We start from the raw sequence: 26,971 nt of genomic DNA on the forward strand, positions 1-26,971 counted from the left end.
GTGCGGTCACCAGGGCCGCGACACCCGATTGCGCCGGGGCGGGGATGCGTTGCGGGGGTGTTTCGTTGGGGGCCCCTCACCCCCGCCCGCGCTCCTTCCCGATCCGGTCGTAGGCGGCGTTGATGGCGGCGACCTTCTGCGTCGCCAGATCGACGAACTCCTGCGGCATGCCCTGGGCGATCAGCACGTCCGGGTGATGCTCGCGGACCAGCCGCCGGTGCGCGGCCTTGATCGCCTCGTCGCTGGCCCGGCGCGAGACGCCGAGTACGCCATACGGATCGGTCTCGTTCGGCGTGCCGGCGATGTGGTGCCCGGCGACGATGCGTTCGAACTCGGCGTCGGCGAAGCCGAAGATATGGGCGACGGTGCGCAGATACTCGACCTCCGTCTCGTGCAGCTCGTCGTCGGCCTCGGCGATGGCCAGCAGGCTGTCGAGAAGCTCCTCCAGCACCGCGCGGCGGTCCTCGAACAGGCCGGCGATCTGCTGGGCGTACTCCTCGAACCCGTGGGTGTCCTGGCGGGCGAGGTCGAAGACGCGGCCCACCGTGTCCAGCTCCTCCGGCGGGACGCGGAACAGGCGTTTGAAGGTGTCGACCTCCACCCGCTTCACCACGCCGTCGGCGCGGGCCATCTTCGCCGACAGGGCGATCACGCCGATGGTGAAAGCAATGGACTTGGTGGCGTCCGCCGGGCCGCACAGGCCGCGGATGCCGCGCCCCACCGCGAAGCCGGCGGCCAGACCGATCAGGCCCCCGATCGGGCCGCCGATGGTGAAACCGGCCGCCCCGCCCAGGACGCTGCCCCAGATGCTCATGTCTTATCCGCCTTTCGACCGCTGGGCGCAGCATACCGGCTGTCCGGCAACGCGCCAACCGGCCCATCCTTTTGCGTTGTTTTCCAGCATCTTCGCACGGAAGGGCTTTTTCATCCATTCGGGGTATGGAATTCCCGGCCTCCGGCTCCTGTTGCTGCACCGCAACAGCATCATGCATTTGTCATAAGGGGCCTTGCCCTTCGGCCTAGTCTCCGCCATGTTGCATTGCAACAAAACGAGGCGCCGGTCAGGGCGCCGATGGGGGAAGCGGACGCCGCAAGACAGTGCGATGTCCCGAATCAAGCACCGCGAGTCTCCCCATGTCCGCCATCCGCAAGCTTCTTCCCGCCGAACGCGGCCAATACCAGGCGCATCTGCTGCGGCTGGACGCGGCGGACCGCTACGCCCGCTTCACCGGCACCGTCTCCGACGCGACCATCGTCAAGCACTGCGAATCGCTGGACTGGACGCGCACCACGCTGGTCGGCGTGTTCGACCGGGGCGAGCTGCGCGGCGCGGTGGAGCTGTGCTTCGACCGGCTGCTGTGGCCCGGCGCCGCGGAACTGGCGATCAGCGTGGAGAAGGGCCTTCAGGGGCGGCGGGTCGGGTCCACCCTGGTCCGCCGTTCGCTGTCCATCGCCGCCAACCGGGGCATCCGGCGCGTCCATATGATGTGCCTGGCCGACAACACCCGCATGCGCGCCCTGTCGCGCCGCTTCGGCGGAACGATGGAGCGGGAGGGCGGGGAGTTCGCCATCACCTTCGACCTGCCGCGCCCCTCCCAGTTCTCGCTGGCGCTGGAAGCGTTCGAGGACGGGGCCGGCGCCATGAACGCCGTGCTGGACGGGCTGCCGGCCCTGCTCAAGGCCGCCTGAAACACGCCGCATCCCACCCTTTCGCCCTCCACCGCTTGACCCGCGGCGGCGTATCGTCACACTCCCCGAAAGCCAAGACATCAGGGAGTGGGATATGGCGTCCCAAGCGCAGGGCCGGTGGCAGTTCTGGGTCGACCGCGGCGGCACCTTCACCGACATCGTGGCCAAGCGCCCGGACGGGTCGGTGATCACGCACAAGCTGCTGTCGGAGAATCCGGAGCGCTACCGCGATGCCGCCATCCAGGGCATCCGCGACCTGCTGGGCCTCGCCCCCGGCCAGCCGATCCCGGCGGAAGAGGTCGAGGCGGTCAAGATGGGCACCACCGTCGCCACCAACGCCCTGCTGGAGCGCAAGGGCGAGCGCACCCTCCTGCTGATCACCGAGGGGCTGGGCGACCAGCTCCGCATCGGCTATCAGGCCCGCCCGAAGATCTTCGCCCGCCACATCGTCCTTCCCGAACTGCTGTACGAGCGGGTGGCCGAGGTGCCGGAGCGGGTGAAGGCCGACGGCACGGTGCTGAAGCCCGTGGACCTGCGCGGCGTGCGGGTGCAACTGGAGCAGGCGTTCCGCGACGGCTTCCGCGCCGCCGCGGTGGTGCTGATGCACGGCTACCGCTATCCGGAGCATGAGAAGCAGGTGGCGGCGCTGGCCCGCTCCATCGGCTTCACCCAGGTGTCGGTCAGCCATCAGGTCAGCCCGCTGATGAAGATCGTCGGGCGCGGCGACACCACCGTGGTGGACGCCTACCTGTCGCCGATCCTGCGCCGCTATGTGGAGCAGGTGGCGGGGGAGCTGTCGGGCGTCCGGCTGATGTTCATGCAGTCGAACGGCGGCCTGACCGACGCGCGCTGGTTCCAGGGCAAGGACGCCATCCTGTCCGGCCCGGCGGGCGGCATCGTCGGGGCGGTGCGCACCGCGCGCATGGCCGGATTCGACCGGGTGATCGGCTTCGACATGGGCGGCACCTCCACCGACGTGTCGCACTACGCCGGGGAGTACGAGCGCGCCTTCGACACGGTGGTGGCCGGGGTGCGGATGCGCGCCCCGATGATGCACATCCACACCGTGGCGGCGGGCGGCGGCTCGGTCTGCTTCTTCGACGGGGCGCGCTTCCGGGTGGGACCGGAAAGCGCCGGGGCCAACCCCGGCCCGGCCTGCTACCGCCGCGGCGGGCCGCTGACAGTGACCGACTGCAACGTGATGGTCGGCAAGCTGCACCCCGACTTCTTCCCCCACGTCTTCGGGCCGGAGGCCGACCGGCCGCTGGACGCCGCCATCGTGCGCGAGCGGTTCGCCGATCTGGCCGACGAGGTGAACGAGGCGCTGGGGACGGCGATGACCCCGCATCAGGTGGCCGAGGGCTTCCTGAAGATCGCCGTGGACAACATGGCGAACGCCATCAAGAAAATCTCGGTCCAGCGCGGCTACGACGTCACCCAATACACGCTGAACGGCTTCGGCGGGGCGGCGGGGCAGCATGTCTGCATGGTCGCCGACGCGCTGGGCATGAAGAAGGTGTTCCTGCACCCGCACGCCGGCGTGCTGTCCGCCTACGGCATCGGTCTGGCCGACACGGTGGCGATCCGCGAGCGCGCGGTGGAAGCCCGGCTGGACGCGGCGCTGGTGGACGAGCTGTCCGGGACGCTCGCCGCGCTGGAGGCCGAAGGGCGCAAGGAGCTGACCCGCCAGGGCGTGCCGGAGGACCGGCTGTCCGTGCTGCGCAAGGCGCACATCAAGGTGGAGGGCTCCGACAGCCCGCTGGTCGTCGATTTCGGGCCGCTCGACGCCATGGCCGCGGCCTTCGAGGCGGCGCACCGCCAGCGCTACGGCTTCATGATGGAGGGCAAGGCCCTGGTGGTCGAGGCCGTGTCGGTGGAGGCGGTGGGCCGCACCGAGAGCGCCGACGACGCGGATCTGCCCAACGTCACCGGCGCCCTGCCGCGCCGTCTCGCCACCGTCACCCTGCACACCGGCGGCACGGACCGCGAGGCCCCGGTCTATGACCGCGACCAGCTTCAGCCCGGCAACCGCGTGACCGGCCCCGCCGTCATCAAGGAGAAGATCGCCACCACGGTGGTCGAGCCGGGCTGGATCGCCGAGGTCACCCGCAAGAACCACCTCGTGCTGACCCGCTTCGAGGAGCTGCCGCAACGCCTCGCCATCGGCACCAGGGCCGACCCGGTGATGCTGGAGGTCTTCAACAACCTGTTCATGTCCATCGCGGAGCAGATGGGCTTCACGCTGGAGAAGACCGCCTATTCGGTGAACATCAAGGAGCGGCTGGACTTCTCCTGCGCCCTGTTCGACGCGGACGGCGGGCTGATCGCCAACGCGCCGCACATGCCGGTGCATCTGGGTTCCATGGGCGAGAGCGTGCGCGCCGTCGTGGAGCGGCGCCGGGGCACGATGAATCCCGGCGACGTCTACATGCTGAACGACCCCTACCACGGGGGCACTCATCTGCCGGACATCACCGTCGTCACCCCGGTCTTCGACGAGGCGGGCGGGCGCGTGCTGTTCTACATCGCTTCGCGCGGGCACCACGCCGATGTGGGGGGCATCACCCCCGGTTCGATGCCGCCGGACAGCACGGACATCGGCCAGGAGGGCGTCCTTCTCGACAATGTCCAACTGGTCGAGCGGGGCCGCTTCCTGGAGGAGGAGGTCGTCGCCCTGTTCACCGCCGGCCCGCAGCCGGCGCGCAACGTGGCGCAGAACCTGGGCGACCTGAAGGCCCAGATCGCCGCCAACGAGCAGGGCGCGCGCGAGCTTCGCCGCGTCGTCGCCCAGTTCGGGCTGGAGACGGTCAACGCCTATATGACGCTGGTCCAGGACAACGCCGAGGAGCAGGTCCGCCGCGCCATCGACGTGCTGACCGACGGCGAATTCGTGCAGGAGCTGGACAACGGCGCGGTCATCAAGGTCCGCATCACCATCGACAAGGACGAGCGGACCGCCACGGTGGACTTCACCGGCACCAGCCCGCAGCTTTCCAGCAACTTCAACGCCCCCACGGCGGTCTGCCGGGCCGCGGTGCTCTACGTCTTCCGCACGCTGGTGGACGACGAGATCCCGATGAACGAGGGCTGCCTGAAGCCCATCCGGATCGTCATCCCGCCGGACAGCATGCTGTCGCCGAGCCATCCCGCCGCGGTGGTGGCCGGCAACGTCGAGACCAGCCAGTGCGTGACCGACGCGCTGTATGGCGCGCTGGGGGTGCTGGCCTCGGCCCAGGGGACGATGAACAACACGACCTTCGGCAACGCGCGCTACCAGTATTACGAGACGGTCTGCGGCGGCTCCGGCGCCGGTCCCGGCTTCGACGGGACGGACGCGGTGCACACCCACATGACCAACTCCCGCCTGACCGACCCGGAGGTGCTGGAATGGCGCTTCCCCGTGCTGCTGGAGAGCTTCCGCATCCGCCGCGAATCGGGTGGTGCGGGGCGCTGGCGGGGTGGCGACGGGGTGGTGCGGCGGCTGAAGTTCCTGGAGCCGATGACCGCCGCGATCCTGTCCAACCACCGCCGCGTGCCCCCCTTCGGGCTGAAGGGCGGTGCCCCCGGTCAGATCGGGCGCACCTGGGTCCAGCGCGCCGATGGGTCCGTGGAGGAACTCGGCCCCCAGGACAAGACGGCGATGGCGGAGGGCGACGTGCTGGTTGTGGAGACGCCGGGCGGCGGCGGCTACGGCGAGGCGTGAGGGAGCAACCCCCTCTCCCCCCTGGGGAGAGGGAAGGGGCCCGCGCGACGCGCGGGAAGGGTGAGGGTGCTGCCGAGAATAGGTTCATTGATCTTCGGTTGACCCTCACCCGGCGCCTTCGGCGCCACCCTCTCCCGGGGCGGGAGAGGGGATCGGAACCCTCGTCCCACCCATGCGCATGGTCCGGCTTGCCTGTGCGGGCGGCGGGGCTTAGCTTCTCCGGTCCTACCACCGCACATCACCGTGCCAGAAGGACCCCCGGGAGATTCCGTCCATGACCGCCGTACCCGCCGCCCAGCCGCGCGTCGCCTTCACCGACGAGATGAAGGCCGAGTTCAAGGCCCTGCTTGGGGACCGCTTCACCACCGCCGCGGCGGTGCGCGAGCATCACGGCAAGGACGAGTCCTACCACCCCAACTTCCCGCCCGACGGCGTTGCCTTCGCCACCTCCACCGAGGAGGTCAGCGCCATCGTCAAGCTCTGCGCGAAGCACAAGCTGCCCATCGTGCCCTTCGGCACCGGCACCTCGCTGGAAGGCGGCGTGGCGGCGCTGGCCGGGGGCGTCTGCATCGACGTGTCGGGCATGAAGGACATCCTGCGCGTCAGCCCGGAGGATCTGGACGTCACCGTCCAGGCCGGGGTGACCCGCAAGCAACTCAACGAGCATCTGCGCGACACCGGCCTGTTCTTCCCCATCGACCCCGGCGCCGACGCCTCGCTGGGCGGCATGGCCTCCACCCGCGCCAGCGGCACCAACGCCGTGCGCTACGGCACCATGCGCGAGAACGTGCTGGGGCTGACCGTGGTGCTGGCCGATGGCCGGATCATCAAGACCGGCGGGCGCGCCCGCAAATCCGCCGCCGGCTACGACCTGACCCGCCTGTTCGTCGGGGCGGAGGGCACGCTCGGCATCATCACCGAGGTGACGCTGCGCCTCTACGGCATTCCGGAGGCGATCTCCTCCGCCGTCTGCCCGTTCGCCGACATCCGCGGCGCCGTGGACACGGTGATCCAGACCATCCAGTCCGGCATCCCCGTCGCCCGCATCGAGCTGCTGGACGAGGTGCAGATGGACGCGGTGAACAAGTATTCCAAGCTGGACTACAAGGTCGCCCCGACCCTGTTCTTCGAGTTCCACGGCACCGCCGCCGGGGTGGCGGAGCAGGCGGAGATGGTCTCGGCCATCGCCGGCGAGAATGGCGGGACCGAATTCACCTGGGCGACCCGTCCGGAGGACCGCTCCAAGCTCTGGCAGGCCCGTCATGACGGCTACTACGCCGCGCTGGCGCTGCGCCCCGGCTCGAAGGGCTGGCCGACCGACGTGTGCGTGCCGATCTCGCGGCTGGCCGACTGCATCCTGGAGACCAAGAAGGACATCGCCGACTCCTCCATGCTGGCCCCGCTGGTCGGCCATGTGGGGGACGGCAACTTCCACCTCGTCTACGTCATCGACCCCGACAAGCCGGAGGAGCTGGCCGAGGCCAAGCGCCTGAACGACCGCATGGTGGACCGGGCGCTGGCCATGGGCGGCACCTGCACCGGCGAGCACGGCATCGGCTACGGCAAGCTGGAGTTCCTGGAGAAGGAGGCCGGCGCCGCCTTCGCCGTGATGGGCGAGCTGAAGCGCGCCTTCGACCCGGACAACCTGATGAACCCCGGCAAGGTCGTCCGGGTGTGAGGTGAGGGAAGGGGAGTGTCCCGGCGCTCCCCCCTCCGCTCCCCCCTCCGCTCAGCGGGTCAGGCGCTTCATCAGGCTGGAGGTGTCCAGCCGGTTGCCGCCCATCGCCTGGACGTCGGCGTAGAACTGGTCCACCAGGGCGGTGACGGGCAGGGTGGCGCCGTTGTTGCGTGCCTCGTCCAGCACGATGCCCAGATCCTTGCGCATCCAGTCCACCGCGAAGCCGAAGTCGAACCGGCCGTCCAGCATGGTCTTGGCGCGGTTGTCCATCTGCCAGGACTGGGCGGCGCCCTTCGAAATCACGTCCACCACCTTGTGCCCGTCCAGCCCGGCCTTTTGCGCGAAGGCCATGCCCTCGGCCAGCCCCTGGACCAGCCCGGCGATGCAGATCTGGTTGACCATCTTCGTCAACTGCCCGGCGCCCGACGGCCCCATGTGGGTGACGGAGCGGCCATAGCAGCCCATCAGCGGCTGGGCACGGGCGAAGGCGTCGGCGTCGCCGCCCACCATCACCGTCAGCACCCCGTTCTCCGCCCCGGCCTGCCCGCCGGACACCGGCGCGTCGAGGAAGAACAGGCCGCGCTCGTGGGCAAGCGCGGCCATCTCGCGCGACACGGTGGCGGAGACGGTCGAATGGTCGGCGATGATCGTGCCGGGCTTCATGGCGCTCATGGCCTCGCCGGCCACGGCCCGCACGTCGTCGTCGCCGCCGACGCAGAGGAAGACCAACTCGGCGTCGCGGGCGGCCTCGGCGGGGGTGAGGGCGGGGGTGGAGGCGGTGGCGCCGCCGAAGCGGGACACCCAGGCGTCGGCCTTGGCGGCGGTGCGGTTGTAGACGGTCACCCGGTGGCCGCCCCGGACGGCCAGATGGCCGGCCATGGGAAAGCCCATCGTGCCAAGCCCCAGAAAGGCGACGGAGCGGGAGTCGGTCGCGGTGTCGGCCATGTTCCTGTCTTTCTTCGTTGTTGTCGGCTGCGGATTGTTTTTGTCGGCGGCTGCCCTTGGACCGCAAAGCTAGGCCGGCGGCGCCTTCCGATCAAATGCCGTCCGACGGGGCGCCGCATGATTGAAGTGCGGCGGGACCGTTCCCCGTTCCGGTGCTCCCGGCCAGCGGCACTCTGCCGCGGGAGGCATGGATCTTTCGAACGAGGTTGTCTCGCCGCGCCCTTGCTCCCGGCGCGTGATGTGTTAAGACGTTGAATGCCGGGTTTGCAGCGCAGCACCCGGCCATGCCGGCGCAGCGGTGCCGGTGAACCAGGGCCAGAGCCGGGGCCGCAAGACCCGGGCCGGAGAACAAGGGAAGGATAGCCGCATGACGAATCAGCCGGGTTTCCAGGATGCGCCGCCGGACGAGGGCACGAACCTCACCGCCGAGCAGGAAAGCGCCATCCGCGTCCTCGCCAACAGCCTGCACCGCCTGAACGACGCGGTCGTCAAGGCCGTGGAAGCCGGCGTGACGGTCGAGCTGATGCGCACCGCCCGCTATCACAACGCGACGGGCAACTGGGGCGACCAGCTCACCCCGATGATCCGCACGAAGTAAGCGGCTCATCCCATTCGTATGGAAGGCCCCCCGCCCGAAAGGGCAGGGGGCCTTTTCCTTTTTCGGTATCCTTCATCCTGCCCAACCAATGTTCCCGCCCCGGCGCGGAACCGCGGCGCCCTTCGCCGGTTCCTTTCCCATTTGGGCCGCAACAAGGGAACGGTCATGAAAGACGCGCAGAAACTCCCTCCACAGCGTCAGGGGCAGCGTCAGGGGCAGCGTCAGGGCACGGCGGACCGTGAAGCGTTCTGGCGCATGCACTGCCTGTCGGAGCCGACCTTCACCGATCTGACGCACGGCATCTTCCTGGGCCTCGTCTGGTCGGCGGTGCTGTGGGCGCCGATGTTCATCAGCGTGCTGCTCTGATCCGCCTTCCCGGCCGCGTGACCGGCCGCCTAGCCCGTCAGGCGGCCTTCACGGGACGCAGCAGGGCGCGGACGCGGGCGGCGAGCTGGTCCGGGGTGAAGGGCTTGGGCAGGACGGCGGCGTCGGCCTTCAGCCCGGTCAGCGATTCCGGGCTGTAGCCGGAAATCAGCAGAATCCGGATGCCGGGCCAGCGCTCCTGGACCCGCCGCGCCAGATCGATTCCCGACACGCCGTAGGGCATCACCACGTCCGACACGATCACGTCGAAGGCCGCGTCCCGTTCCAGGATCTCCAGGGCGGCGGCGCCATGGTCGGCGGTCACCACCTCGAAGCCTTCCTGGGTCAGCCCTTCCACGGTGGCCATCAGGACCAGCGCGTTGTCCTCCACCACCAGCAGCCGCACCGGGCCGTCCGGCATCTCCGCCGCCGCCTCCGGCACCGCTTCCGGCTCCGGCGTCCGGCTGGACAGGGGCAGGGTGACGCGGACCACGGTGCCGCGGCGCGGAGCGCTGGAGATGGTGGCGTTGCCGCCCGACTGCCGGGCGAAGCCGTAGACCATCGACAGCCCCAGCCCCGTCCCCCTGCCGTGCGGCTTGGTGGTGAAGAAGGGTTCGAAGGCGCGGGCGGCGACCTCCGGCGGCATGCCGCTGCCGGTGTCGGTGATCTCCAGAACGGCCAGGGGGCCGTCGGGCGTGTCCTCCCGGCGCGCGGCGATGCGGATGCGCCCGCCCGCCGGCATGGCGTCGCGGGCGTTGACCACGAGGTTGAGCACCGCCAGCTCCAGCTGGACCGGGTCCACCTCCACCCGCACCGGCGCGACGGGAAGCGTCCAGTCCAGCGCGATGTCGGCGCGGATGGAGCGTTCCAAGAGATCGGCCATGGTGCGCAGGCTGTCCCCCAGATCGAGCACCTTGGGGTCCACCGCCTCCTGGCGGGAGAAGGCCAGCAACTGCCCGGTCAGCGTCCGGGCGCGCTCCAGCGCGGTGCGGGTGCCGTCCAGGTAGCGGATGCCGTCCGCCGGCAGATGCCGTTCCATCAGGTGCAGGTTGGCCAGGGCGGCGGTCAGCAGGTTGTTGAAGTCGTGGGCGACGCCGCCGGTCAACTGGCCCAGCGCCTCCAGCTTCTGCGACTGGCGCAGCGCGTTCTCCAGCGCCTCGCGGGCGCGGGCCTCCTGGGACCAGCGGCGCACCGCCCGCATCTCGCTCTGCGCGCGGCGCAGCGCCAGCAGGGTGATGCCGACCAGCGCCAGTGTCGCCGGCACGGCGAAGGCGGCGTAGATCAGGAGGTTCCGCGCCCAGCCGGCCCGGATCTCGTTCATCGGCACGCCGTAGGTGACGTAGATCGGATAGGGCGCGACATGCATGAAGCCGTTCAGCCGCGTCACGCCGTCGATGCGGCCCCGCGTGCGGAACACGCCCTCCGTCCGCCCTTCCGCCATGGCGCCGAGCAGCGTGCTGTCCGCCGCGTGGCGCGTCTGCCGGTCGCCCATCGAGGGGAAGCGCACGAGGACGGAACCGTCGCGGCGCACGAGGGAAATCGATTCCTTCGGATCGGAGACGACGAGCTGGTAGAAGTCCACCAGATAGTCGGTCGGCACCGCGGTCAGCAGGATGCCGTCGAACGGCCTCCCGCCCGCGGCGGAGCGGCGGCGGGTGACGTTGAACTGCCGCTTGCCCGACCCGCGGCCCGTGATCGCCTCGCTGATGAAGGCGCCGGCGTCGGCGGATGCCTGCGTCCGGAAATACTCGCGGTCGCCGACGTTGGTCGGCGGGATCGGGAACAGGCGGCTGCCGTTGCGCACCGTGCCGTTGGGATCGATCATCCCGACGATGCCGATCTGCGGCAATTCCTCGATCAGCGTGCGCAGATAGCCGTGCAGGTCTTCGGAACGTCCGATCTCGTCCCAGCTCATGCCCGCGGTCCGCTCGTCCATCCGGTCCAGAACCTGTTCGACCGTGTCGAACACCTTCCGCGTATGCTCGTGCAGGATCAGCACGGTCTTGCGGATGTTGCGTTCCGCCTCCGCTTCCACCTCGCCATGGTCATGCCAGGCGATGGCGGCGAACAGCAGGCTGGGGACCAGGACGGAAGCCACCAGCAGGATGCGCAGCAGGCGCACCATTCCCGCCGATTCGGTTGCCAGGGCGTCGAGGTAGCGAAGGGGCATGGGCTGCCGGGTTGGGGGCGGGGAGGAGGGGCCGCGGCGGGTGGGCACCGTGCGCAGGGCTTGAGCGGAAAGCTATGCCGGTCCCTGGCATCCGGGGCAACCTGAACTTTCCGGCGGCCCTATGCCTTTCGGTTGCAGGAGGGATGAGGGCGCCGCCCTTCCCGCCGTCCTTCTTCATGGCTCCGCGGGGCGGAAGCGGCGACAATGGCGCCGAACCACACGTCCCCTGCCCGGAGAACAGCCCCCATGGCCCTGAAGCCCATCGAGCACGCCGACGCCGCTCCCGAGGTGCGCGCCGTCTACGACGACATCAAGGCGGCCCGCAACGTGCCGGACGTCAACAATTTCTGGAAGATGGCCGCCCACCACCCGCCGACGCTGAAGCGCACCTGGGACAGCCTGAAGGAGGTGATGGCCCCCGGCGCGCTGGACCCGCTGGTGAAGGAGATGATCTTCGTCGCGGTCAGCGTGACCAACGGGTGCGACTACTGCATCCGCTCGCACGAGGCCGCCGCCCGGCGGGCCGGCATGACCGACGCCCAGTTCGGTGAGCTGATGGCCGTCGTCGGCATGGCCAACGAGACCAACCGCCTCGCCAAGGGCTATCAGGTGGAGATCGACGAGGCGCTGAAGTGATCCGTCAGGCGATGTCGTCGAGGGCGTCCTCCAGCGACGGATAGATGCCCTCGGCGAGCGACCCGTCCACCCGCACCGGCCTGGGCAGCACGGCCAGCGCGTCCAGCGCCCCGCGCAGCGTCAGGCCGGTGACCTCCACGAAGCCGCCGCGGTCGCCGTAGCGTCCGGCGGTCCATTCCGCGCGGTCGGGGTCGCCGTTCAGCCGTCCGTTGCAGGTGATCATCTCGTGCGTGTCGTCGCCGCCGCGGCGGTTCCAGGCCATGCCGCCGCCGCCGATGTCGCGGGGGCGGAAGCCCTGCGGCTGGACCAGATCGCGCACCGCGCGGGACACCGCCACGGCCTGGACGTCGATCTCCATCCCCACGGGGCCGCCCGCCGCCTGGGGTTCCCGTCCGATCGCCTGTTCCATGGGTCCGCTCCCTGCCGGTTCCGCCTGAAACGAACAACAGGCGGGAGCGCGGCCTGTGCCGCGGCGGCGGAGAGGGAAAAGGCGAAAGGGCCGATGCGTTGCCGCATCGGCCCTTTGCGTGATGGTCGGAGAGAGAGGATTCGAACCTCCGGCCCCTGCCTCCCGAAAGCAGTGCTCTACCAGGCTGAGCTACTCTCCGGTCCAATCGGTGCCGCCGTTGCCAGCGTCGCCGTGGGCCGGGTGTATAGACCCTTTGCGGACCGGCTGCAACGGTATTAAGCGGCATTTGCGGTATGTTTTTTTGCCGGGGGGCGGAGAGGAAGCGTTTGGCCGGAAAAGCGAAAGGGCCGGTGCGTTGCCGCACCGGCCCTTTGCCGTACTGGTCGGAGAGAGAGGATTCGAACCTCCGGCCCCTGCCTCCCGAAAGCAGTGCTCTACCAGGCTGAGCTACTCTCCGGTCCGTCGGTGGCGCCGTGGCCGGCGTCACCGTGGGCCGCGTATATAGCCGCTTGAACCGGGGGCTGCAACGTGAAAATCACCCCCGGCGGCGAAAAAGTTCGGTGTGCTTAGAAATCGCGCTCGATCACGAAATCCAGCACCTCCAGCAGGGCGGCCTTCACCGGCGTGTCGGGGAACAGGCCCAGCGCGTCCCGGGCGATGGAACCATAGTGGCGCGCGCGCTCCACCGTGTCCTTCAGCGCGTTGTGCCTGGCCATCAGCTCCTGGGCGCGCTCCAGGTCGCCCTCCCGCTGGTCCAGCTCCTCCATGGTGCGGCGCCAGAAGGCCCGCTCCTCGTCGTTGCCGCGGCGGAAGGCCAGCACGACCGGCAGGGTGATCTTGCCCTCGCGGAAGTCGTCGCCGACCGTCTTGCCCAGCTTCGCCTGGAAGGCCGAATAATCCAGCACGTCGTCCACGAGCTGGAAGGCGATGCCCAGATTCATGCCGTAGTCGTAGAGCGCCAGTTCCTCCGCCTGCGGGCGGGCGGCCACGACGGCGCCGACGCGGCAGGCGGCGGCGAACAGCTCCGCCGTCTTGGCCTTGATGACCTCCAGATAGGCCTGCTCGCTGGTCTCGGTGTCGTTGGTGGTGCGGAGCTGCAGCACCTCGCCCTCGGCGATCACGGCGGACGCCTTGGACAGGATGCGCAGCACGTCCAGCGACCCGACCTCGACCATCAGTTCGAAGCTGCGGGAGAACAGGAAGTCGCCGACCAGCACGCTGGCCTTGTTCCCGAACACCGCGTTGGCCGAGGCGAGGCCGCGGCGCAGGTCGCTCTCGTCCACCACGTCATCGTGCAGCAGGGTGGCGGTGTGGATGAACTCCACCACCGCGGCCAGCATCTTGTGATCCTCGCCCTTGTAGCCGCACAGCTCGGCGGCGGCGAGGGTGAGGACGGGGCGCAGCCGCTTGCCGCCGGCGGCGATGAGGTAGCCGGCAAGCTGCGGGATCATCTCCACGGACGAATGCATCCGCTGGACGATGATCTCGTTGACCGCGCTCAGGTCATCGGCCACCAGGGCGGTCAGATCGTCGAGCGGGGTGGACTTCCGCCGTTTCGGCTCGAGGTTGGTCACGACCGCCAAGGTCGACTCCAATGATGATTGACGTGACGAATTCCGGCAGGGAGCATAACGGCATAGCCTCTTCGGTCAAGTCCGCAAGGCGTCCAGGGACGCAGAACAGCCGGGATTTCATGAAGGAACTGCTGCGCACCACCGATCCGGTCCGCCTGAGCTGGCTTCTGGCCCTGCTGGCCGACGCGGGAATCGAGGGGATCGTGCTGGACACCCACACCAGCGTGTTGGAGGGTTCCATCGGCGCCATCCCGCGCCGCCTGATGGTGGCCGAGGACGACCACGCCCGCGCCTGCCGCCTGCTCCGCGAGGCGGGAGAGGAGTTGGGGGCGTGAGGGTGGGGGACGAAGCGTTCGACACCCTTCTGAACGGCCGGGTGCGCCTGTTTCAGCCGCAGGCCGGCTACCGCGCCGCCATCGACCCCGTTCTGCTCGCCGCTTTCACCGCCGCGGAGCCCGGCGAGTGGGTGCTCGACGCCGGCACCGGCACCGGGGCGGCGGCGCTGTGCCTCGCCGCGCGCGTTCCCGGTGCCGCCATCGCCGGGTTGGAGAAGCGCGCGGAGGCGGCGGACTTCGCCCGGCGCAACGCCGCCCTCAACGGAATGGAAAACCGGGTGACCGTCCTCGAGGGCGATCTGCTCGCCCCGCCGCCGGATCTGGTTCCCGGAAGCTTCGACCGGGTGATGATGAACCCTCCCTACCTGCGGGCCGGGGCGGCCAGCCTGCCCCCCGACCCCTGGAAGGCCGCCGCCAATGTGGAGGGGCAGGCGGGGCTGACCGACTGGGTGCGCTTCGCCGCCGTCCTGCTGAAGCCGCGCGGCACGCTGACCATGGTCCATCGGGCCGACCGGGTGGACGAGATCCTGGCCGCCCTGCACGGCGCCCGATTCGGTTCTCTTGTGCTCGTCCCGCTCTGGCCGAAACCGGGGGAGGAGGCCCGGCGCATCCTGCTGGCGGCGAAAAAAGGGGGGCGCTCACCGGCGCGCTTCACCGCGGGGCTGGTGCTGCACGGCCCCGACGGCGCTTACAGCGCGCAGGCGCAGCGGATTCTGTGCGGCATGGAACCGCTGATCGTTTAAGCCGGTGCTTTCAATCCAGCCTCAGCGCCACCATTTCAACCGGCGATGAACATGACGAAGCTGCTCGCCAAACTCCCGTTCGGCCCCTGGCGCGACGCCGGGCCGATCGTGTCCGTCCTCCGCCTGTCCGGCATCATCGGGCAGGCCGGAGCCTTCCGGCAGGGTCTGACCATGGCCGGCACGGCCGGGCTGATCGAACGCGCCTTCGCGCCGAAGACACAGGCGGCGGTGGCGCTGGTCGTCAACTCGCCCGGCGGGTCGCCCGTGCAGTCGGCGCTGATCGCCAAGCGCATCCGCGACCTCGCCACCGAGAAGAAGGTGCCGGTCTTCGCCTTCTGCGAGGACGCGGCGGCGTCGGGCGGCTACTGGCTGGCCTGCGCGGCGGACGAGATCTGGGCGGACGAGAGCAGCATCCTCGGCTCCATCGGCGTGGTGTCCTCCGGCTTCGGCGCGCACGAGTTCATCCAGCGCTACGGCATCGAGCGCCGGCTCTACACCGCGGGCGACAAGAAGGTGATCCTCGACCCCTTCTCGCCGGAGCGGGAGGACGGGGTGGCCCATCTGAAGGCGATCCAGGCGGAGATTCACGACGCCTTCAAGGCGATGGTCCGCGACCGCCGCGGCGCCCGTCTGAGCGGGCCGGAGGAGGAGTTGTTCTCCGGCGCCTTCTGGGCGGGGCGGCGCGCGCTGGAACTGGGGCTGATCGACGGCATCGGCGACCTGCGCACCGTCATGCGGGGCCGCTTCGGCGAGAAGGTGCGGCTGCGCGTGGTGCAGGACGACCGGCGCTGGTTCCGCCGCATGGGCTTCCGCGTGGAGGCGCCGGTGGGCGAAATCCTGGGTGCAGGCGCGCTGGACCGGCTCGCGGCGGACCTCCCCGCGGCGGCGCTGGCCGCCGTGGAGGAACGTGCCCTGTGGTCGCGCTACGGCCTCTGAGCCGGCGTCACTGGGTCACTTCGCGCAGGCGCTCGGACGGCGGGGGGACCGGCTCGCCGCTGCGGCGGGCGTTCTCGATCCAGGCGGCGATGGCGTCGAGCGCCGCCGTGCTGGCGTCGGCGGGGGTGGCGCCGCCCGCCGTGCAGCCCGGCAGGTCGGGCACCTCGGCCACATAGCCGACGCCCTGTTCCGGGGGCAGGGGGCGGACGATGACCGGATAGGCGCTGGCGTTCATGACGGTGCGTCTCCTCTGGGCGCGGTTTTCCTCCATTAGGTGCCGCTTCCGCTCCGGACGACAAGGATTCTTTGCGCTGGACGGCTGCATCTTTCGATATTCGGTCCATTTTCGGCGGACCAACCTTTTGGGGTGAAGGCCGCTCTTGACCGGGCCGCCCCGCAGGCCCTAATCCTCCCCCATGTTCAGTCTCTCCAAGCTCCTGTTCCTGATCCTGGTGATCGGCGCCGTGTGGTTCGGCTGGCGCTGGTACAACCGCGTCGGCGCGGTCGGGCGGGAACGCCTGCGCGAACGCGAACGGCGCGGCGCCGGAAAGCCCGCCTCCACCACCGGCGGCGGCTCGCCCCAGGTGACCACCGAGGACATGGAGAAGTGCCCGGAGTGCGGCGCCTACGTCGCCCCGCGCTCCGCCGTGGCCTGCGGCCGCCCGGCCTGCCCCTACGGGCGCTGAACCTTAAACCCTTGGCGGGCGCTTGATTCCGGGGATACCGCCGCGTATCGTGCGGCGCGATTTTCCACACCAATCATAAGTGACCGCCGATGGCCTCCCAGAGCGGGTCTTCCCAAGACAGCCGCGGCCTGTCCTTTCAGGCCCTGATCCTCAAGCTCCACCAGTTCTGGTCGGAGCAGGGCTGCGTGATCCTCCAGCCCTACGACATGGAGGTGGGTGCGGGCACCTTCCACCCGGCGACGACGCTGCGGGCGCTCGGTCCGCAGCCGTGGAAGGCGGCCTATGTGCAGCCCTCGCGCCGCCCGAAGGATGGCCGCTACGGCGAGAACCCGAACCGGCTCCAGCACTATTACCAGTATCAGGTGATCCTGAAGCCCTCGCCGGCCAACCCGCAGGAGCTGTATCTGGAAAGCCTGAAGGTGCTGGGCATCGACCCGTCGCTGCACGACATCCGATTCGTCGAGGACGACTGGGAAAGCCCGACGCTGGGCGCCTGGGGCCTCGGCTGGGAGGTCTGGTGCGACGGCATGGAGGTCACCCAGTACACCTACTTCCAGCAGGTCGGCGGCATCGAGTGCGACCCCGTCGCGGTCGAACTGACCTATGGGCTGGAGCGTCTGGCCATGTATGTGCAGGGCGTGGAGAACGTCTACGACCTGGACTTCAACGGCCAGGGCGTGAAGTACGGCGACGTGTTCAAGCGCGCCGAGGTCGAGTATTCGGCCCACAACTTCGAGCACGCCAACACCGACATGCTGCTCCAGCATTTCAAGGACGCCGAGGCGGAGTGCCAGTCGCTGATCGCCAAGGGCGTCGCGCTGCCGGCCTACGACCAGTGCATCAAGGCGTCGCACCTCTTCAACCTGCTGGATGCGCGCGGCGTCATCAGCGTCGTGGAGCGCGCCGCCTACATCGGCCGCGTGCGCGCGCTGGCCAAAGCCTGCTGCGAGGCGTGGACCGCCGGGGGGGCCAAGTAACATGCCCGAGCTTCTGATCGAGTTCTTTTCCGAGGAAATCCCGGCCCGCATGCAGGCGCGTGCGGCGGACGACCTCAAGCGCCTCGTCACCGAGAAGCTGGCCGCCAACGGCCTGTCCTTCGAGAAGGCCGAGGCCCATTCCACCCCCCGCCGCCTCGCGCTGGTGATCGACGGCCTGGCCGAGCGCACCGCCGACGTGCGCGAGGAGAAGAAGGGGCCGCGCGTCGGCTCGCCGGAGCAGGCGGTCGCCGGCTTCCTGAAGTCCGCCGGCCTGACCAGCCTCGACCAGTGCGAGCAGCGCGACACGGGCAAGGGCGTCTTCTACTTCGCCGTGGCGGAGAAGAAGGGCCGCGCCACCGCGGAGGTGCTGGCCGAGATCATCCCGGCGGTCATGGGCGACTTCCCCTGGCCGAAGTCGATGCGCTGGGGCACCGGCACGGTGCGCTGGGTGCGCCCGCTGCATTCGATCATCGCGCTGTTCGGCGGGGCGGTGCTGGACGGCTCCTTCGACCTGGGCGGGGCGCAAGGGCGGCTGGCCTTCGGCAATACGACCCGCGGCCACCGCTTCCTGTCGCCGGACGCCTTCACGGTCACCGATTTCGCCGACTACAAGGCCAAGCTGCGCGCCGCCCATGTCGTGCTGGACCGCGCGGAGCGCAAGGCCAAGATCAAGGCCGACGCCGAGGCGCTGGCCGCGCAGGAGGGGCTGACCCTCTCCCCCGACGACGGGCTGCTGGAGGAGGTCGCCGGCCTCGTCGAATGGCCGGTCGCGCTGGTCGGCACCATCGACGAAAAGTTCATGGACGTGCCGTCGGAGGTTCTCATCACCTCCATGCGCACGCACCAGAAGTATTTCGCCCTGCTGGACAAGGCCGGAAAGATGGCTCCGCGCTTCGTCGTGGTCGCCAACACGGTGACGGCGGACGGCGGCAAGGCCATCGTCGCCGGCAACGAGCGCGTCCTGCGCGCCCGTCTGTCCGACGCCAAGTTCTTCTGGGACCAGGACCGCAAGACGAAGCTGGAAGACCGCGTGTCCAAGCTTGGCGCCATCACCTTCCACGCGAAGCTCGGCACGGTGGCGGAGAAGGTCACGCGGGTTCAGGTCCTGGCCGCGGAGATCGCCCGCGCCATCGGCGCCGACGCGGACGCGGCGACCCGCGCCGCCCTGCTGTCCAAGGCGGATCTCGTGACCGAGGTGGTCGGCGAGTTCCCCGAGGTCCAGGGCATCATGGGCCGTTACTACGCGCTGGGCGAGGGCGAGAACCCGGCGGTGGCCGAGGCGATCGCCGAGCATTACAAGCCGCTCGGCCCGTCCGATTCGTGCCCGACGGCCCCGGTGTCGGTCGCCGTGGCGCTGGCCGACAAGCTGGACACGCTGGTCGGCTTCTTCGCCATCGACGAGAAGCCCACGGGGTCGAAGGACCCGTATGCCCTGCGCCGCGCCGCGCTGGGCATCATCCGGCTGATTTTGGAGAACGGGCTGCGGCTGAACCTGACGCAGCTTTTCAAGGCCGCGCACGGCGCCTACACGGTCGGCGGGTTTGCCGCCGCCGATGGGGTCGCCGCCGACCTGATGGCCTTCTTCGCCGACCGGCTGAAGGTCACGCTGCGCGACCAGGGCGTGCGGCACGATCTGGTGGATGCGGTGTTCGCCCTGGGCGGCGAGGACGACCTCGTCCGGCTGCTGGCCCGCGTCAAGGCGCTCCAGACCTTCGTCGGGTCGGAAGAGGGGGCGAACCTGCTCGCCGCCTACAAGCGCGCCAGCAACATCGTCCGCATCGAGGAGAAGAAGGACGGCAAGGCCTACGACCAGCCGGTCGATGCGGCCCTGCTGTCTCTGGCGGAGGAAAAGGACCTCTACGGCGCCCTGTCCGGCGCTGGTGAGACGGCCCAGCCGCTGCTCGCGAAGGAGGACTTCACCGGCACCATGGCGGCGCTGGCCAGCCTGCGCGGCCCGGTGGACGCCTTCTTCGACAAGGTGACGGTCAACGCCGAGCAGGCCGACCTGCGGGCCAACCGCCTGCGCCTGCTCAGCCAGATCCGGGCGACGCTGAACGCCGTGGCGGATTTCTCGCGCATCGAGGGGTAAGCCCCCACCCTCCCACGCTGCGCGGGAGAGGGGTCGTTTCCAAAGTTCCCTCCCCTGCGGAGCGGGGGAGGGTTAGGGAGGGGGCCCGTCTCGGACACTCCCACCCGCCCAACAAAAAAGGGGCGCCCCAGCCGGGCGCCCCTTTTCCTTTCCCCGAACCCCTTACCGCGCGGCGCGGTTCGCGGCGCTGACCAGGGCGCGCAGCGAGGCGGTCACGATGTCCGCGTCCATGCCGACGCCGAACAGGGTGCGCTCGTCCTTGGTCTTCACCTCGACATAGGCGCAGGCCTGGGCGTCCTCGCCCTCGCCCACGGCGTGCTCGCGGTAGTCCACCACATGCAGGTCGATGCCGGCCCCCTGGCGCAGAGCGTCCAGGAAGGCGTCGATCGGACCCTTGCCCGAGCCCTTCAGCGTGCGGACCACGCCGTCGCGCGACACCACCACGTTCAGGACGCGGGCGCCGGAGTTCGGGCCGCGCGGCTCGGTCGAATGCTCGATCAGGGCCAGCGGGGCGTCGATGTCCAGATACTCGGCCTTAAAGGCGGCGTGGATGTCGGCGGGGGCCAACTCCTTGCCGGTCTCGTCGGCGATGCGCTGCACGGTCTTGGAGAATTCGATCTGCAGGCGGCGCGGGATCTGGATGCCGTAGTCCTTCTCCAGCACATAGGCGATGCCGCCCTTGCCCGACTGGCTGTTGATGCGGATCACCGCCTCGTAGCTGCGGCCCAGGTCCTGCGGGTCGATGGGCAGGTACGGAACCTCCCACTTGCCGTGGTTGGACTTGCTCAGCGCCTTCAGGCCCTTGTTGATGGCGTCCTGGTGCGAACCGGAGAAGGCCGTGAAGACCAGCTCGCCCGCATAGGGGTGGCGCGGATGGACCGGCAACTGCGTGCAGTATTCGGAGACGCGGACGATCTCGTTGATGTCGTCGATGCGCAGCTCCGGATCGACGCCCTGGGTCAGCAGGTTCAGCGCCAGGGTGACCACGTCCACGTTGCCGGTGCGCTCGCCGTTGCCGAACAGGGTGCCTTCCACGCGGTCGGCGCCGGCCAGCATGCCCAACTCCGCCGCCGCCACGCCGGTGCCGCGGTCGTTGTGCGGGTGGAGCGAGATGATCGCCGCCTCGCGGTTCTTCATGCTGCGGCAGAACCACTCGATCTGGTCGGCGTGGATGTTCGGGGTGGACATCTCCACCGTCGCCGGCAGGTTCAGGATGACCTTGTTGTCGGCGCCGGCGCCCCAGGTCTCCATCACCGCCTCGCAGATCTCCAGGGCGAAGTCCAGCTCCGTCCCGGTGAAGCTCTCCGGCGAATATTGCAGGACGATCTCGGTTTCCGGATGCTCGGCGGCCAATTGCTTGATCAGCTTGGTGCCGGCGATGGCGATGTCCACGATGCCCTGGCGGTCCAGCCCGAAGACGACGCGGCGTTGCAGCTCGGAGGTCGAGTTGTACAGATGGACGATGGCACGCTTGGCGCCCCTGATGCCCTCGAAGGTGCGGCGGATCAGCTCCTCGCGGGCCTGGGTCAGCACCTGGATGGTTACGCCGTCGGGGATCTTGCCGCCCTCGATGATCTCGCGGCAGAAGTCGAAGTCGGTCTGCGAGGCGGCGGGGAAGCCGATCTCGATTTCCTTGAAGCCCATCCTCAGCAGCGCGTCGAACATCGCGCGCTTGCGGTCCGGACCCATCGGCTCGATCAGCGCCTGGTTGCCGTCGCGCAGGTCCACGGAGCACCAGACCGGCGCCTTCTCGATGGAGCGGTTCGGCCACTGGCGGTCGGTCAGCTTCACCGGGGCGAAGGGAACGTACTTCTCGTGCTTGGCGGAGGTGGCGGCGGCGGGGGTGGCGATGTGGTTCATGACGCTTCGTGATCCCTTGGGAGCCCCGGATTCTGTGCGGGGCGTTGTCTCGTGTCGTGTGGGGACCGGCGGGACTACGGTCGCCGAGCTGCCGGGCGGCTCAGCGACCGTTCCTAAGTCGCAGCCCCGGCCCCAGCCGGGAGACACGTTTCGCCCCGCAAGGGCGCGTGCCGAAATGGCGCAGACTGTGGGTGCTCATGGGAAAACAGACACTTCGACCAGGAAACAGGACAGGCGAACGCAGACAGCCCGGACGCTCAAAGCGCCGGGGTGATAAGTCGCAGAAGGGCGTTCGTGTGGTCGATGCGGATCATGGCCCACACTCTGCGCAGGCAGGCTTGCTGTGTCAAGCCGCGATTGCATGAAATCTTCTTTCGCGGAAACGGGTTTTCAACCCCGCTCCTCCAAAGAACGGGTCATCCGAAGAACAGGCGGTAGAGGACGGGCAGAAGGATCGCCGTCGCCAGCCCGTTCAGCCCCATGCCCAGCCCGGCGAAGGCCCCGGCCACCTCGTTCGCCTGAAGGGCGCTGGCCGTGCCGATGCCATGGGCGGCCACCCCCAGGCCGAAGCCGCGTGCCCGCCAGTCCTTCACCCGGACGAGATTAAGCACCCAGGTGCCGAAGGACGCGGCGACGATCCCGGTCAGGATCACGAAAACCGCGGTGAGGGAGGGCAGGCCGCCGATCTGCTCCGACACGCCCATGGCGATGGGGGAGGTCACCGACTTGGGCGCCAGCGACAGCAGCGTGCGCTCCGACGCGCCCAGCGCCCAGGCGATGGCGACGGCGCTCAGCGCCGACGCGGCGGAGCCGGTCAGCAAAGCCACCAGAAGCGCCACGGCGGAGCGGCGGACCTGCTGGAACTGCCGGTAGAGCGGGACCGCCAGCGCCACCGTGGCGGGGCCGAGCAGGAAATGCACGAACTGCGCGCCGTCGAAATAGGTGCGGTAATCGATGCCGGTCACCATCAGGATGCCGGCGATCAGCAGCACCGCGATCATCACCGGGTTCAGCGCGGGCCGCCGCCCGAACCGTTCGAACACCCACATCCCCGCCTGATAGGCGACCAGCGTCAGGGTCAGGCCGGCGAGCGGGCTGGCCGACAGGTAGACCCAGATCTCGTGGAAATCGGGGCTCATCGGGCGTTCTTTCCGTTTCCGGCCCCGCCCGAGCCTTCAGCGTCGGGACCGCGGCGGCTCATCACGCTCATCACCCAGGCGGTCAGTGCGACGCCGATCAGCGTGCTGCCCAGCAGGGCGGCGGCGATGGGCAGGGCCTCCTCGCCCAGCCGGTTCAGGTGGGCCATCACCCCGACCCCCGCCGGAACGAAGAGAAGCGACAGGTGGCGCAGGATGCCGCCCGCCGTCTCCTGCAGCGGCCCCGGCACGGTGCCGCGGACCAGCAGGCCGACGAACAGCAGGACCATGCCCAGCACCGGACCCGGTACGGGCAGGTGCAGCAGGCGGGCGGTCAGCTCGCCCGCCAATTGGCAGGAGAGGAGAAGCGTCAGGGTGCCGAGCATCGGCGGGCTCCGGGCTTTTCAGGGAGGCTTATCGGGGGGCCTTTCGGGAGGATGGCCGCACCCTAATCCCTGACGCCGCCGCCGGGGAGAGGATATGCCCTAACGCTCCAGCAGTTGAGCCTTGAGCCAGTCGCGTACCTCGTGGCAGACGGCCTCGGCGGTCTCGTCCAGTCCATGCCCGGCGCCGGGCATCAGGACCAGCTTCTTCGGCTCGCGCGCCATGCGGTGGACGTGGATGGAGCACATGGGCTTCAGCACCTCGTCGCCCTCGCCGTGGATCAGCAGCACCGGGCAGCTCAGGTCCGCCACCGCGTCGGTGCCAAGGCCCTGGGTCGCCAGCGTCACCACCGTGCAGACCGCCCCGCGGTTCGACGCCGCGGCCTGGATCGCCACCGCCCCGCCGAAGGAATGGCCGACCAGCGCCACATGGTGGATGCCCATCCGGCCGAGGAAGGTCAGGCCGCACAGCACGTCGTACACCGCCTCGTCCAGCGCGCGGGGGTTGCGGTAGCGGACGCGCAGCGAGGCGATGCCGTCCGCGGTCAGGTCCCGGGCCAGCCGCGGGTAAAGCCCGCGGGCCGGCGAATCGAATCCGCCGCCGACGCCGCCGATCCACAGGACGGCCAGACCGCCATGGGGAGCCGGTGCCGGATAAAGGCGCCCTTCCACGGTCCCCCGGTCGGTGTCCAGGGTCACGGGCGCGTGTCCATCCTCCGTCACATCAGCGGTCTGGGCCGACAGAAGCGGCATGGGATTCTCCTGCTCGCCGGAACTCTGCCGATGTAACACCGCTCCCCCGCTTCGCGTTGCTTAACGCTTTCGGCGGGACGAACCCCCGGTCCGGCTGTTGGCGTCGGGCAAAGCCGTGCAACTGAAAAGAAGTGCGACCCATGCTCAAACAGATTTCGGTCGATACCGTGAAGCAGGCCGCCGACCTCGCGCACGAGGCCGTGGCCGACCGTCAGCGTTTCCTTGCGGGAATGCGCAACATCGACCTCGGGGAGCAGCGCAGCGAACGCGGTTCGCGGAACCCGACCGATCTCGACGCCCTCAGCATCCTGTCCTCCGACGCCAGCGGCGCGCTGGACCAGCTTCGCCGGATGCTGGAGGACCTTTCGCCCGAACAGCGGATGGAACTGCGCGCCGTCATGCTCGTGGGGCGCGGCGACTTCGCCGGGAACCAGTGGGACCGCGCGCTGGACGAGGCGGGGCGGGCGCCCGACGCCACCCACTACACCGACATTGCGGAGCGCATCGACCTGCACGACGACCTGATGAAGGGGCTGTACGAGCTGGATCTGCTGAAAAGGAAGGACGGGCAATGACCGGGAGCCGGGACGGCAGGCGGCGCATGGGCGGGCGGCGCATGGAAGGCTCCGCCGGCGCGCTCGAACGCTGGGCCGCCATCCTGGGCGGCACGGCGCTGGGCTATGCCGGGGCGCGGCGGGGAAGCTGGGCGCTGGCGGCGCTCGGCGGCGGGCTGTTCCTGGCCGGGGCGGCGGGCGTGCCGCTGTCCAGCCCGTTGCGGCAGGCCGCGCTGCCGGCGCTGCGCCGCGAACCGGCGACCACCCAGGCCAACGTCACCGTCGCCGTCCCGGCGGACCGGCTGTTCCGCCATTGGCGCAACGTCCGCCATCTGGCGGCCCTGTTCCCCCATCTCGACGCCGTGGAGGTGCTGTCCGACACCGAAAGCCGCTGGAAGGCCCACGGTCCCGGTGGCGTGCCGGTGGTCTGGACCAGCCGGCTGGACAAGCTGCGCGAGAACGAACTCATCACCTGGCACACGCTGGAGGGGGCGGACCTGCCGCACCGGGGCACCGTCCTGTTCCGGCCGGCGCCGGGCGGGCGCGGGACGGAGGTCAGCCTGACGCTGGCCTACCACCCGCCGGGCGGAGAAGGCGGCCACGCCGTGTCCCGCCTGTTCGGCATGGCGCCGGAACAGCAGGCGCGCGAGGCGCTGCGCCGCCTGAAACGGATCATGGAAGTTGGGGAACTTCCGACCATCGACGGGCAGCCGAGCGGGAGGGCCGAGCGTTCCCGGGCGCTGCCGAGCATGCAGGAGGTGACGGGATGAGGGCGCTTTGCTGGAACGGCGTCAACGACCTGCGGGTGGAGCGCGTGCCGGACCCCACGATCCTCGGGCCGCGGGACGCCATCGTCAAGGTCGGCCTGTCCTCGGTCTGCGGGTCCGATCTGCACCTGATCGGCGGCTACGTCCCCACCATGCGGGCCGGCGACATCATCGGCCACGAATTCCTGGGCGAGGTGGTGGAGAAGGGGCCGGAGGTGACGCGGCTGAACCGCGGCGACCGGGTGATCACGGTGTCGATCATCGGCTGCGGCAAATGCTGGCACTGCCGGCACGAGGAATTCTCGCTGTGCGACAATTCCAACCCGCAGCCGGCCTTCGAGGAGATGGCCTACGGGCACTGCACCGCGGGCATCTTCGGCTACAGCCACGCCTTCGGCGGCTACGCCGGCAGCCACGCCGAATACATCCGCGTCCCCTTCGCCGACACCAACTGCTTCCGCGTGCCGGAGGGGGTGACCGACGAGCAGGCGGTCTTCGTCTCGGACGCCGTGCCGACCGGCTACATGGCCGCCGACATGGGCGGCATCAAGCCGGGCGACGTGGTGGCCGTCTGGGGCTGCGGCGGCGTCGGCCAGATGGCGATGAGGAGCGCGTCCCTGATGGGGGCGGAGCGGGTGATCGGCATCGACCGCTTTCCGGACCGGCTGCGCGCCGCCCAGATGAAGGCGGGGGCGGAGACGCTGGATTACAGCCGCGTGGACATCTACGACGCCCTGCTGGCGATGACCGGCGGGCGCGGGCCGGACGTCTGCATCGACGCGGTGGGCATGGAGGCCGACAGCGGCGCCTCCGCCCTGGAGGACTGGTACGACCGCGGCAAGCAGGCCCTCCGGCTGGAGAGCGACCGGCCCGCCGTCCTGCGCCAGATGATCCAGTGCTGCCGCAAGGGCGGGACCCTGTCCATCGTCGGCGTCTACGGCGGGTTCATCGACAAGTTCCCGATGGGGGCGGCGATGAACAAGGCGCTGACCTTCCGCATGGGGCAGCAGCACGGACAGCGTTACGTCAAGCGCCTGTTCGAGCACATCGGGAAGGGCGAACTCGACCCCTCCTACCTGCTGACCCACAAATGGGCGCTGGACGACGCGCCGCAGGGCTACCGCATGTTCAAGGAAAAGGCCGACGACTGCATGCGGGTCGTCTTCGCGCCGTGACCGGTGCCGCCGCGGAAAGCCTCGGGGTGTGGGGCTGAGCCCTTTACGAGCGGGGCGGGAGAGGCTCCAGCGGGGTGTCCCGCCGTCCCCGCACCGGCGCCTCCAGCCCCTCCGGCCTTGCCGCCCAGCGGACGGCGTTCAGGATCACGCGCTGGATCTGCGGGTGGTGGTAGGTGGGGTAGGTCTCGTGGCCGGGCCGGAAGTAGAAGACTCGGCCCAGCCCCCGCCGCCAGCCGCAACCGCTGCGGAAGACCTCGCCGCCCTGGAACCAGCTCACGAAGACCAGATCGTCCGGCGGCGGGACGTCGAAAGGCTCGCCGTACATCTCCTCCCGGTCCAGTTCGATGCGGTCGGAAATGCCCGCCGCCACCGGGTGGCCGGGGTCCACCACCCACAGCCGCTCCTTCTCCGCCGCCACGCGGTGCTTCAGGTAGCAGCCGGTGCCCATCAGCGCCACGAAGGGCTTGGAAAAATGGCTGGAATGGAGCGCCACGAGGCCCAGCCCATGCTCGGTCACCCGCCGCTTCACCCGCTCCGCCACCGCGTCCGGCACCTCCGCGTGGGCGCGGTGGCCCCACCAGACCAGCGTGTCGGCGGCGTTCAGCCGCTCCTCGGGCAGACCGTGCTCCGGCTCGTCCAGCGTGGCGGTGTCCACGGTCAGGCCGGCGGCGCGCAGGGGTGCTGCCAGCGCCTCGTGGATGCCCTGGGGGTAATGGGCCTTCACGGTCTCGTCCCGGCGCTCGTGGCGGAACTCGTTCCAGATCAGGACGCGCGGCGCGGGGTTCGGCATGGCGGATGACCTTCCAGGGCGG

General features: G+C 69.7%; 26 protein-coding genes and 2 tRNA genes. 15 read left to right on the plus strand and 13 right to left on the minus strand.

Features of this window, described 5'->3' with window-relative positions:
* Positions 1 to 76: 76 nt before the first annotated feature.
* A complete protein-coding gene (locus tag QSG27_RS02415) occupies positions 77 to 814 on the minus strand; it encodes a TerB family tellurite resistance protein (protein ID WP_306703556.1) in 738 nt (245 codons plus the stop codon).
* Between the two features lie 320 nt (positions 815 to 1,134).
* On the opposite strand from QSG27_RS02415, the gene QSG27_RS02420 reads away from it, so the two are divergent.
* From QSG27_RS02420 to QSG27_RS02430, 3 genes are all read left to right on the plus strand, one after another.
* A complete protein-coding gene (locus QSG27_RS02420) occupies positions 1,135 to 1,689 on the plus strand; it encodes a GNAT family N-acetyltransferase (RefSeq protein ID WP_306703557.1) in 555 nt (184 codons plus the stop codon).
* A 94-nt stretch (positions 1,690 to 1,783) separates the two neighbouring features.
* Positions 1,784 to 5,392, plus strand: a complete 3,609-nt coding sequence (locus QSG27_RS02425) for a hydantoinase B/oxoprolinase family protein (RefSeq protein ID WP_306703558.1) — start codon at positions 1,784 to 1,786, stop codon at positions 5,390 to 5,392.
* Between the two features lie 274 nt (positions 5,393 to 5,666).
* Positions 5,667 to 7,070, plus strand: coding sequence for an FAD-binding oxidoreductase (locus QSG27_RS02430; RefSeq protein ID WP_306703559.1), 1,404 nt, complete (start codon positions 5,667 to 5,669; stop codon positions 7,068 to 7,070).
* A 51-nt stretch (positions 7,071 to 7,121) separates the two neighbouring features.
* Here the strand turns inward: QSG27_RS02430 and QSG27_RS02435 are convergent, their stop codons facing one another.
* Positions 7,122 to 8,015 (minus strand): NAD(P)-dependent oxidoreductase, encoded by an 894-nt coding sequence (locus tag QSG27_RS02435; RefSeq protein WP_306703560.1) that lies wholly within the window; start codon positions 8,013 to 8,015, stop codon positions 7,122 to 7,124.
* Positions 8,016 to 8,382: 367 nt separating this feature from the next.
* Between QSG27_RS02435 and QSG27_RS02440 the strand changes: the two genes are divergently transcribed.
* Together QSG27_RS02440 and QSG27_RS02445 are read left to right on the plus strand one after the other, a co-directional pair.
* A complete protein-coding gene (locus tag QSG27_RS02440; protein ID WP_306703561.1) occupies positions 8,383 to 8,613 on the plus strand; it encodes an SMc00767 family acetate metabolism repressor in 231 nt (76 codons plus the stop codon).
* A gap of 165 nt (positions 8,614 to 8,778) precedes the next feature.
* Positions 8,779 to 8,979 carry a hypothetical protein gene (locus QSG27_RS02445; RefSeq protein ID WP_306703562.1) on the plus strand — a complete coding sequence of 67 codons (201 nt, stop codon included), beginning with the start codon at positions 8,779 to 8,781 and terminating at the stop codon, positions 8,977 to 8,979.
* 37 nt (positions 8,980 to 9,016) lie between these two features.
* Here the strand turns inward: QSG27_RS02445 and QSG27_RS02450 are convergent, their stop codons facing one another.
* Positions 9,017 to 11,146, minus strand: a complete 2,130-nt coding sequence (locus QSG27_RS02450) for a hybrid sensor histidine kinase/response regulator (RefSeq protein ID WP_306703563.1) — start codon at positions 11,144 to 11,146, stop codon at positions 9,017 to 9,019.
* 246 nt (positions 11,147 to 11,392) lie between these two features.
* Here QSG27_RS02450 and QSG27_RS02455 point away from each other — a divergent pair, with 246 nt between their 5' ends.
* Complete coding sequence (locus QSG27_RS02455) at positions 11,393 to 11,782, plus strand: carboxymuconolactone decarboxylase family protein (protein ID WP_306703564.1); 390 nt, start codon at positions 11,393 to 11,395, stop codon at positions 11,780 to 11,782.
* 4 nt (positions 11,783 to 11,786) lie between these two features.
* Here the strand turns inward: QSG27_RS02455 and QSG27_RS02460 are convergent, their stop codons facing one another.
* The 4 genes from QSG27_RS02460 to QSG27_RS02475 all read right to left on the minus strand — a co-directional run bounded on the left by QSG27_RS02460 (position 11,787) and on the right by QSG27_RS02475 (position 13,774).
* Positions 11,787 to 12,191, minus strand: coding sequence for a hypothetical protein (locus QSG27_RS02460; protein ID WP_306703565.1), 405 nt, complete (start codon positions 12,189 to 12,191; stop codon positions 11,787 to 11,789).
* Between the two features lie 122 nt (positions 12,192 to 12,313).
* Positions 12,314 to 12,390, minus strand: a tRNA-Pro gene (locus QSG27_RS02465).
* Between the two features lie 181 nt (positions 12,391 to 12,571).
* A tRNA-Pro gene (locus tag QSG27_RS02470) sits at positions 12,572 to 12,648 on the minus strand.
* Positions 12,649 to 12,757: 109 nt separating this feature from the next.
* Positions 12,758 to 13,774: a polyprenyl synthetase family protein gene (locus tag QSG27_RS02475; protein ID WP_306703566.1), complete on the minus strand. Its 1,017-nt coding sequence runs from the start codon at positions 13,772 to 13,774 to the stop codon at positions 12,758 to 12,760.
* A 110-nt stretch (positions 13,775 to 13,884) separates the two neighbouring features.
* Between QSG27_RS02475 and QSG27_RS02480 the strand changes: the two genes are divergently transcribed.
* Genes QSG27_RS02480 through QSG27_RS02490 form a run of 3 tightly spaced genes read left to right on the plus strand, consistent with a single transcriptional unit; the run spans position 13,885 to position 15,779 of the window.
* Positions 13,885 to 14,100: a putative signal transducing protein gene (locus QSG27_RS02480; RefSeq protein WP_306703567.1), complete on the plus strand. Its 216-nt coding sequence runs from the start codon at positions 13,885 to 13,887 to the stop codon at positions 14,098 to 14,100.
* Entirely contained in the window at positions 14,097 to 14,843 is a 747-nt protein-coding gene (locus QSG27_RS02485) for a tRNA1(Val) (adenine(37)-N6)-methyltransferase (protein WP_306703568.1), read from the plus strand. Before QSG27_RS02480 ends, QSG27_RS02485 begins: the two co-directional genes overlap by 4 nt.
* A 51-nt stretch (positions 14,844 to 14,894) precedes the next feature.
* Positions 14,895 to 15,779 carry a S49 family peptidase gene (locus tag QSG27_RS02490; RefSeq protein ID WP_306703569.1) on the plus strand — a complete coding sequence of 295 codons (885 nt, stop codon included), beginning with the start codon at positions 14,895 to 14,897 and terminating at the stop codon, positions 15,777 to 15,779.
* Positions 15,780 to 15,786: 7 nt separating this feature from the next.
* Here the strand turns inward: QSG27_RS02490 and QSG27_RS02495 are convergent, their stop codons facing one another.
* On the minus strand, positions 15,787 to 16,014 hold the full coding sequence (locus tag QSG27_RS02495) for a type II toxin-antitoxin system HicB family antitoxin (RefSeq protein ID WP_306703570.1): 228 nt from the start codon (positions 16,012 to 16,014) through the stop codon (positions 15,787 to 15,789).
* A gap of 181 nt (positions 16,015 to 16,195) precedes the next feature.
* On the opposite strand from QSG27_RS02495, the gene QSG27_RS02500 reads away from it, so the two are divergent.
* The 3 genes from QSG27_RS02500 (at position 16,196) to glyS (ending at position 19,531) form a co-directional block, all read left to right on the plus strand.
* Positions 16,196 to 16,465 (plus strand): hypothetical protein, encoded by a 270-nt coding sequence (locus QSG27_RS02500; RefSeq protein ID WP_306703571.1) that lies wholly within the window; start codon positions 16,196 to 16,198, stop codon positions 16,463 to 16,465.
* 89 nt (positions 16,466 to 16,554) lie between these two features.
* Positions 16,555 to 17,442 (plus strand): glycine--tRNA ligase subunit alpha, encoded by an 888-nt coding sequence (locus QSG27_RS02505; protein WP_149470337.1) that lies wholly within the window; start codon positions 16,555 to 16,557, stop codon positions 17,440 to 17,442.
* A 1-nt stretch (position 17,443) separates the two neighbouring features.
* The gene (glyS, locus tag QSG27_RS02510) at positions 17,444 to 19,531 is read left to right on the plus strand and encodes a glycine--tRNA ligase subunit beta (RefSeq protein ID WP_306703572.1); all 2,088 of its coding nucleotides are present in this window, start codon (positions 17,444 to 17,446) and stop codon (positions 19,529 to 19,531) included.
* Between the two features lie 162 nt (positions 19,532 to 19,693).
* Here glyS and leuA read toward each other — a convergent pair whose 3' ends face one another.
* From leuA to QSG27_RS02530, 4 genes are all read right to left on the minus strand, one after another.
* Positions 19,694 to 21,391: a 2-isopropylmalate synthase gene (leuA, locus tag QSG27_RS02515; RefSeq protein WP_306703573.1), complete on the minus strand. Its 1,698-nt coding sequence runs from the start codon at positions 21,389 to 21,391 to the stop codon at positions 19,694 to 19,696.
* Between the two features lie 416 nt (positions 21,392 to 21,807).
* The gene (locus tag QSG27_RS02520) at positions 21,808 to 22,530 is read right to left on the minus strand and encodes an LrgB family protein (RefSeq protein WP_306703574.1); all 723 of its coding nucleotides are present in this window, start codon (positions 22,528 to 22,530) and stop codon (positions 21,808 to 21,810) included.
* On the minus strand, positions 22,527 to 22,913 hold the full coding sequence (locus QSG27_RS02525) for a CidA/LrgA family protein (RefSeq protein WP_306703575.1): 387 nt from the start codon (positions 22,911 to 22,913) through the stop codon (positions 22,527 to 22,529). Before QSG27_RS02525 ends, QSG27_RS02520 begins: the two co-directional genes overlap by 4 nt.
* A 99-nt stretch (positions 22,914 to 23,012) precedes the next feature.
* Positions 23,013 to 23,663, minus strand: coding sequence for an alpha/beta hydrolase (locus QSG27_RS02530; protein WP_306703576.1), 651 nt, complete (start codon positions 23,661 to 23,663; stop codon positions 23,013 to 23,015).
* 140 nt (positions 23,664 to 23,803) lie between these two features.
* Here QSG27_RS02530 and QSG27_RS02535 point away from each other — a divergent pair, with 140 nt between their 5' ends.
* The 3 genes from QSG27_RS02535 to QSG27_RS02545 are packed head-to-tail and all read left to right on the plus strand — an operon-like array spanning position 23,804 to position 26,159.
* Entirely contained in the window at positions 23,804 to 24,238 is a 435-nt protein-coding gene (locus QSG27_RS02535) for a DUF3775 domain-containing protein (protein WP_306703577.1), read from the plus strand.
* Positions 24,235 to 24,987 carry an SRPBCC family protein gene (locus QSG27_RS02540; protein ID WP_306703578.1) on the plus strand — a complete coding sequence of 251 codons (753 nt, stop codon included), beginning with the start codon at positions 24,235 to 24,237 and terminating at the stop codon, positions 24,985 to 24,987. The genes QSG27_RS02535 and QSG27_RS02540 overlap by 4 nt, the downstream gene beginning before the upstream one ends.
* On the plus strand, positions 24,984 to 26,159 hold the full coding sequence (locus tag QSG27_RS02545; RefSeq protein WP_306703579.1) for a zinc-dependent alcohol dehydrogenase: 1,176 nt from the start codon (positions 24,984 to 24,986) through the stop codon (positions 26,157 to 26,159). Before QSG27_RS02540 ends, QSG27_RS02545 begins: the two co-directional genes overlap by 4 nt.
* A gap of 43 nt (positions 26,160 to 26,202) precedes the next feature.
* Here the strand turns inward: QSG27_RS02545 and QSG27_RS02550 are convergent, their stop codons facing one another.
* Positions 26,203 to 26,949 carry a ThuA domain-containing protein gene (locus tag QSG27_RS02550; RefSeq protein WP_306703580.1) on the minus strand — a complete coding sequence of 249 codons (747 nt, stop codon included), beginning with the start codon at positions 26,947 to 26,949 and terminating at the stop codon, positions 26,203 to 26,205.
* Between the last annotated feature and the right edge of the window lie 22 nt (positions 26,950 to 26,971).

The organism is Azospirillum isscasi, from assembly GCF_030849505.1.
Classification (GTDB): domain Bacteria; phylum Pseudomonadota; class Alphaproteobacteria; order Azospirillales; family Azospirillaceae; genus Azospirillum; species Azospirillum isscasi.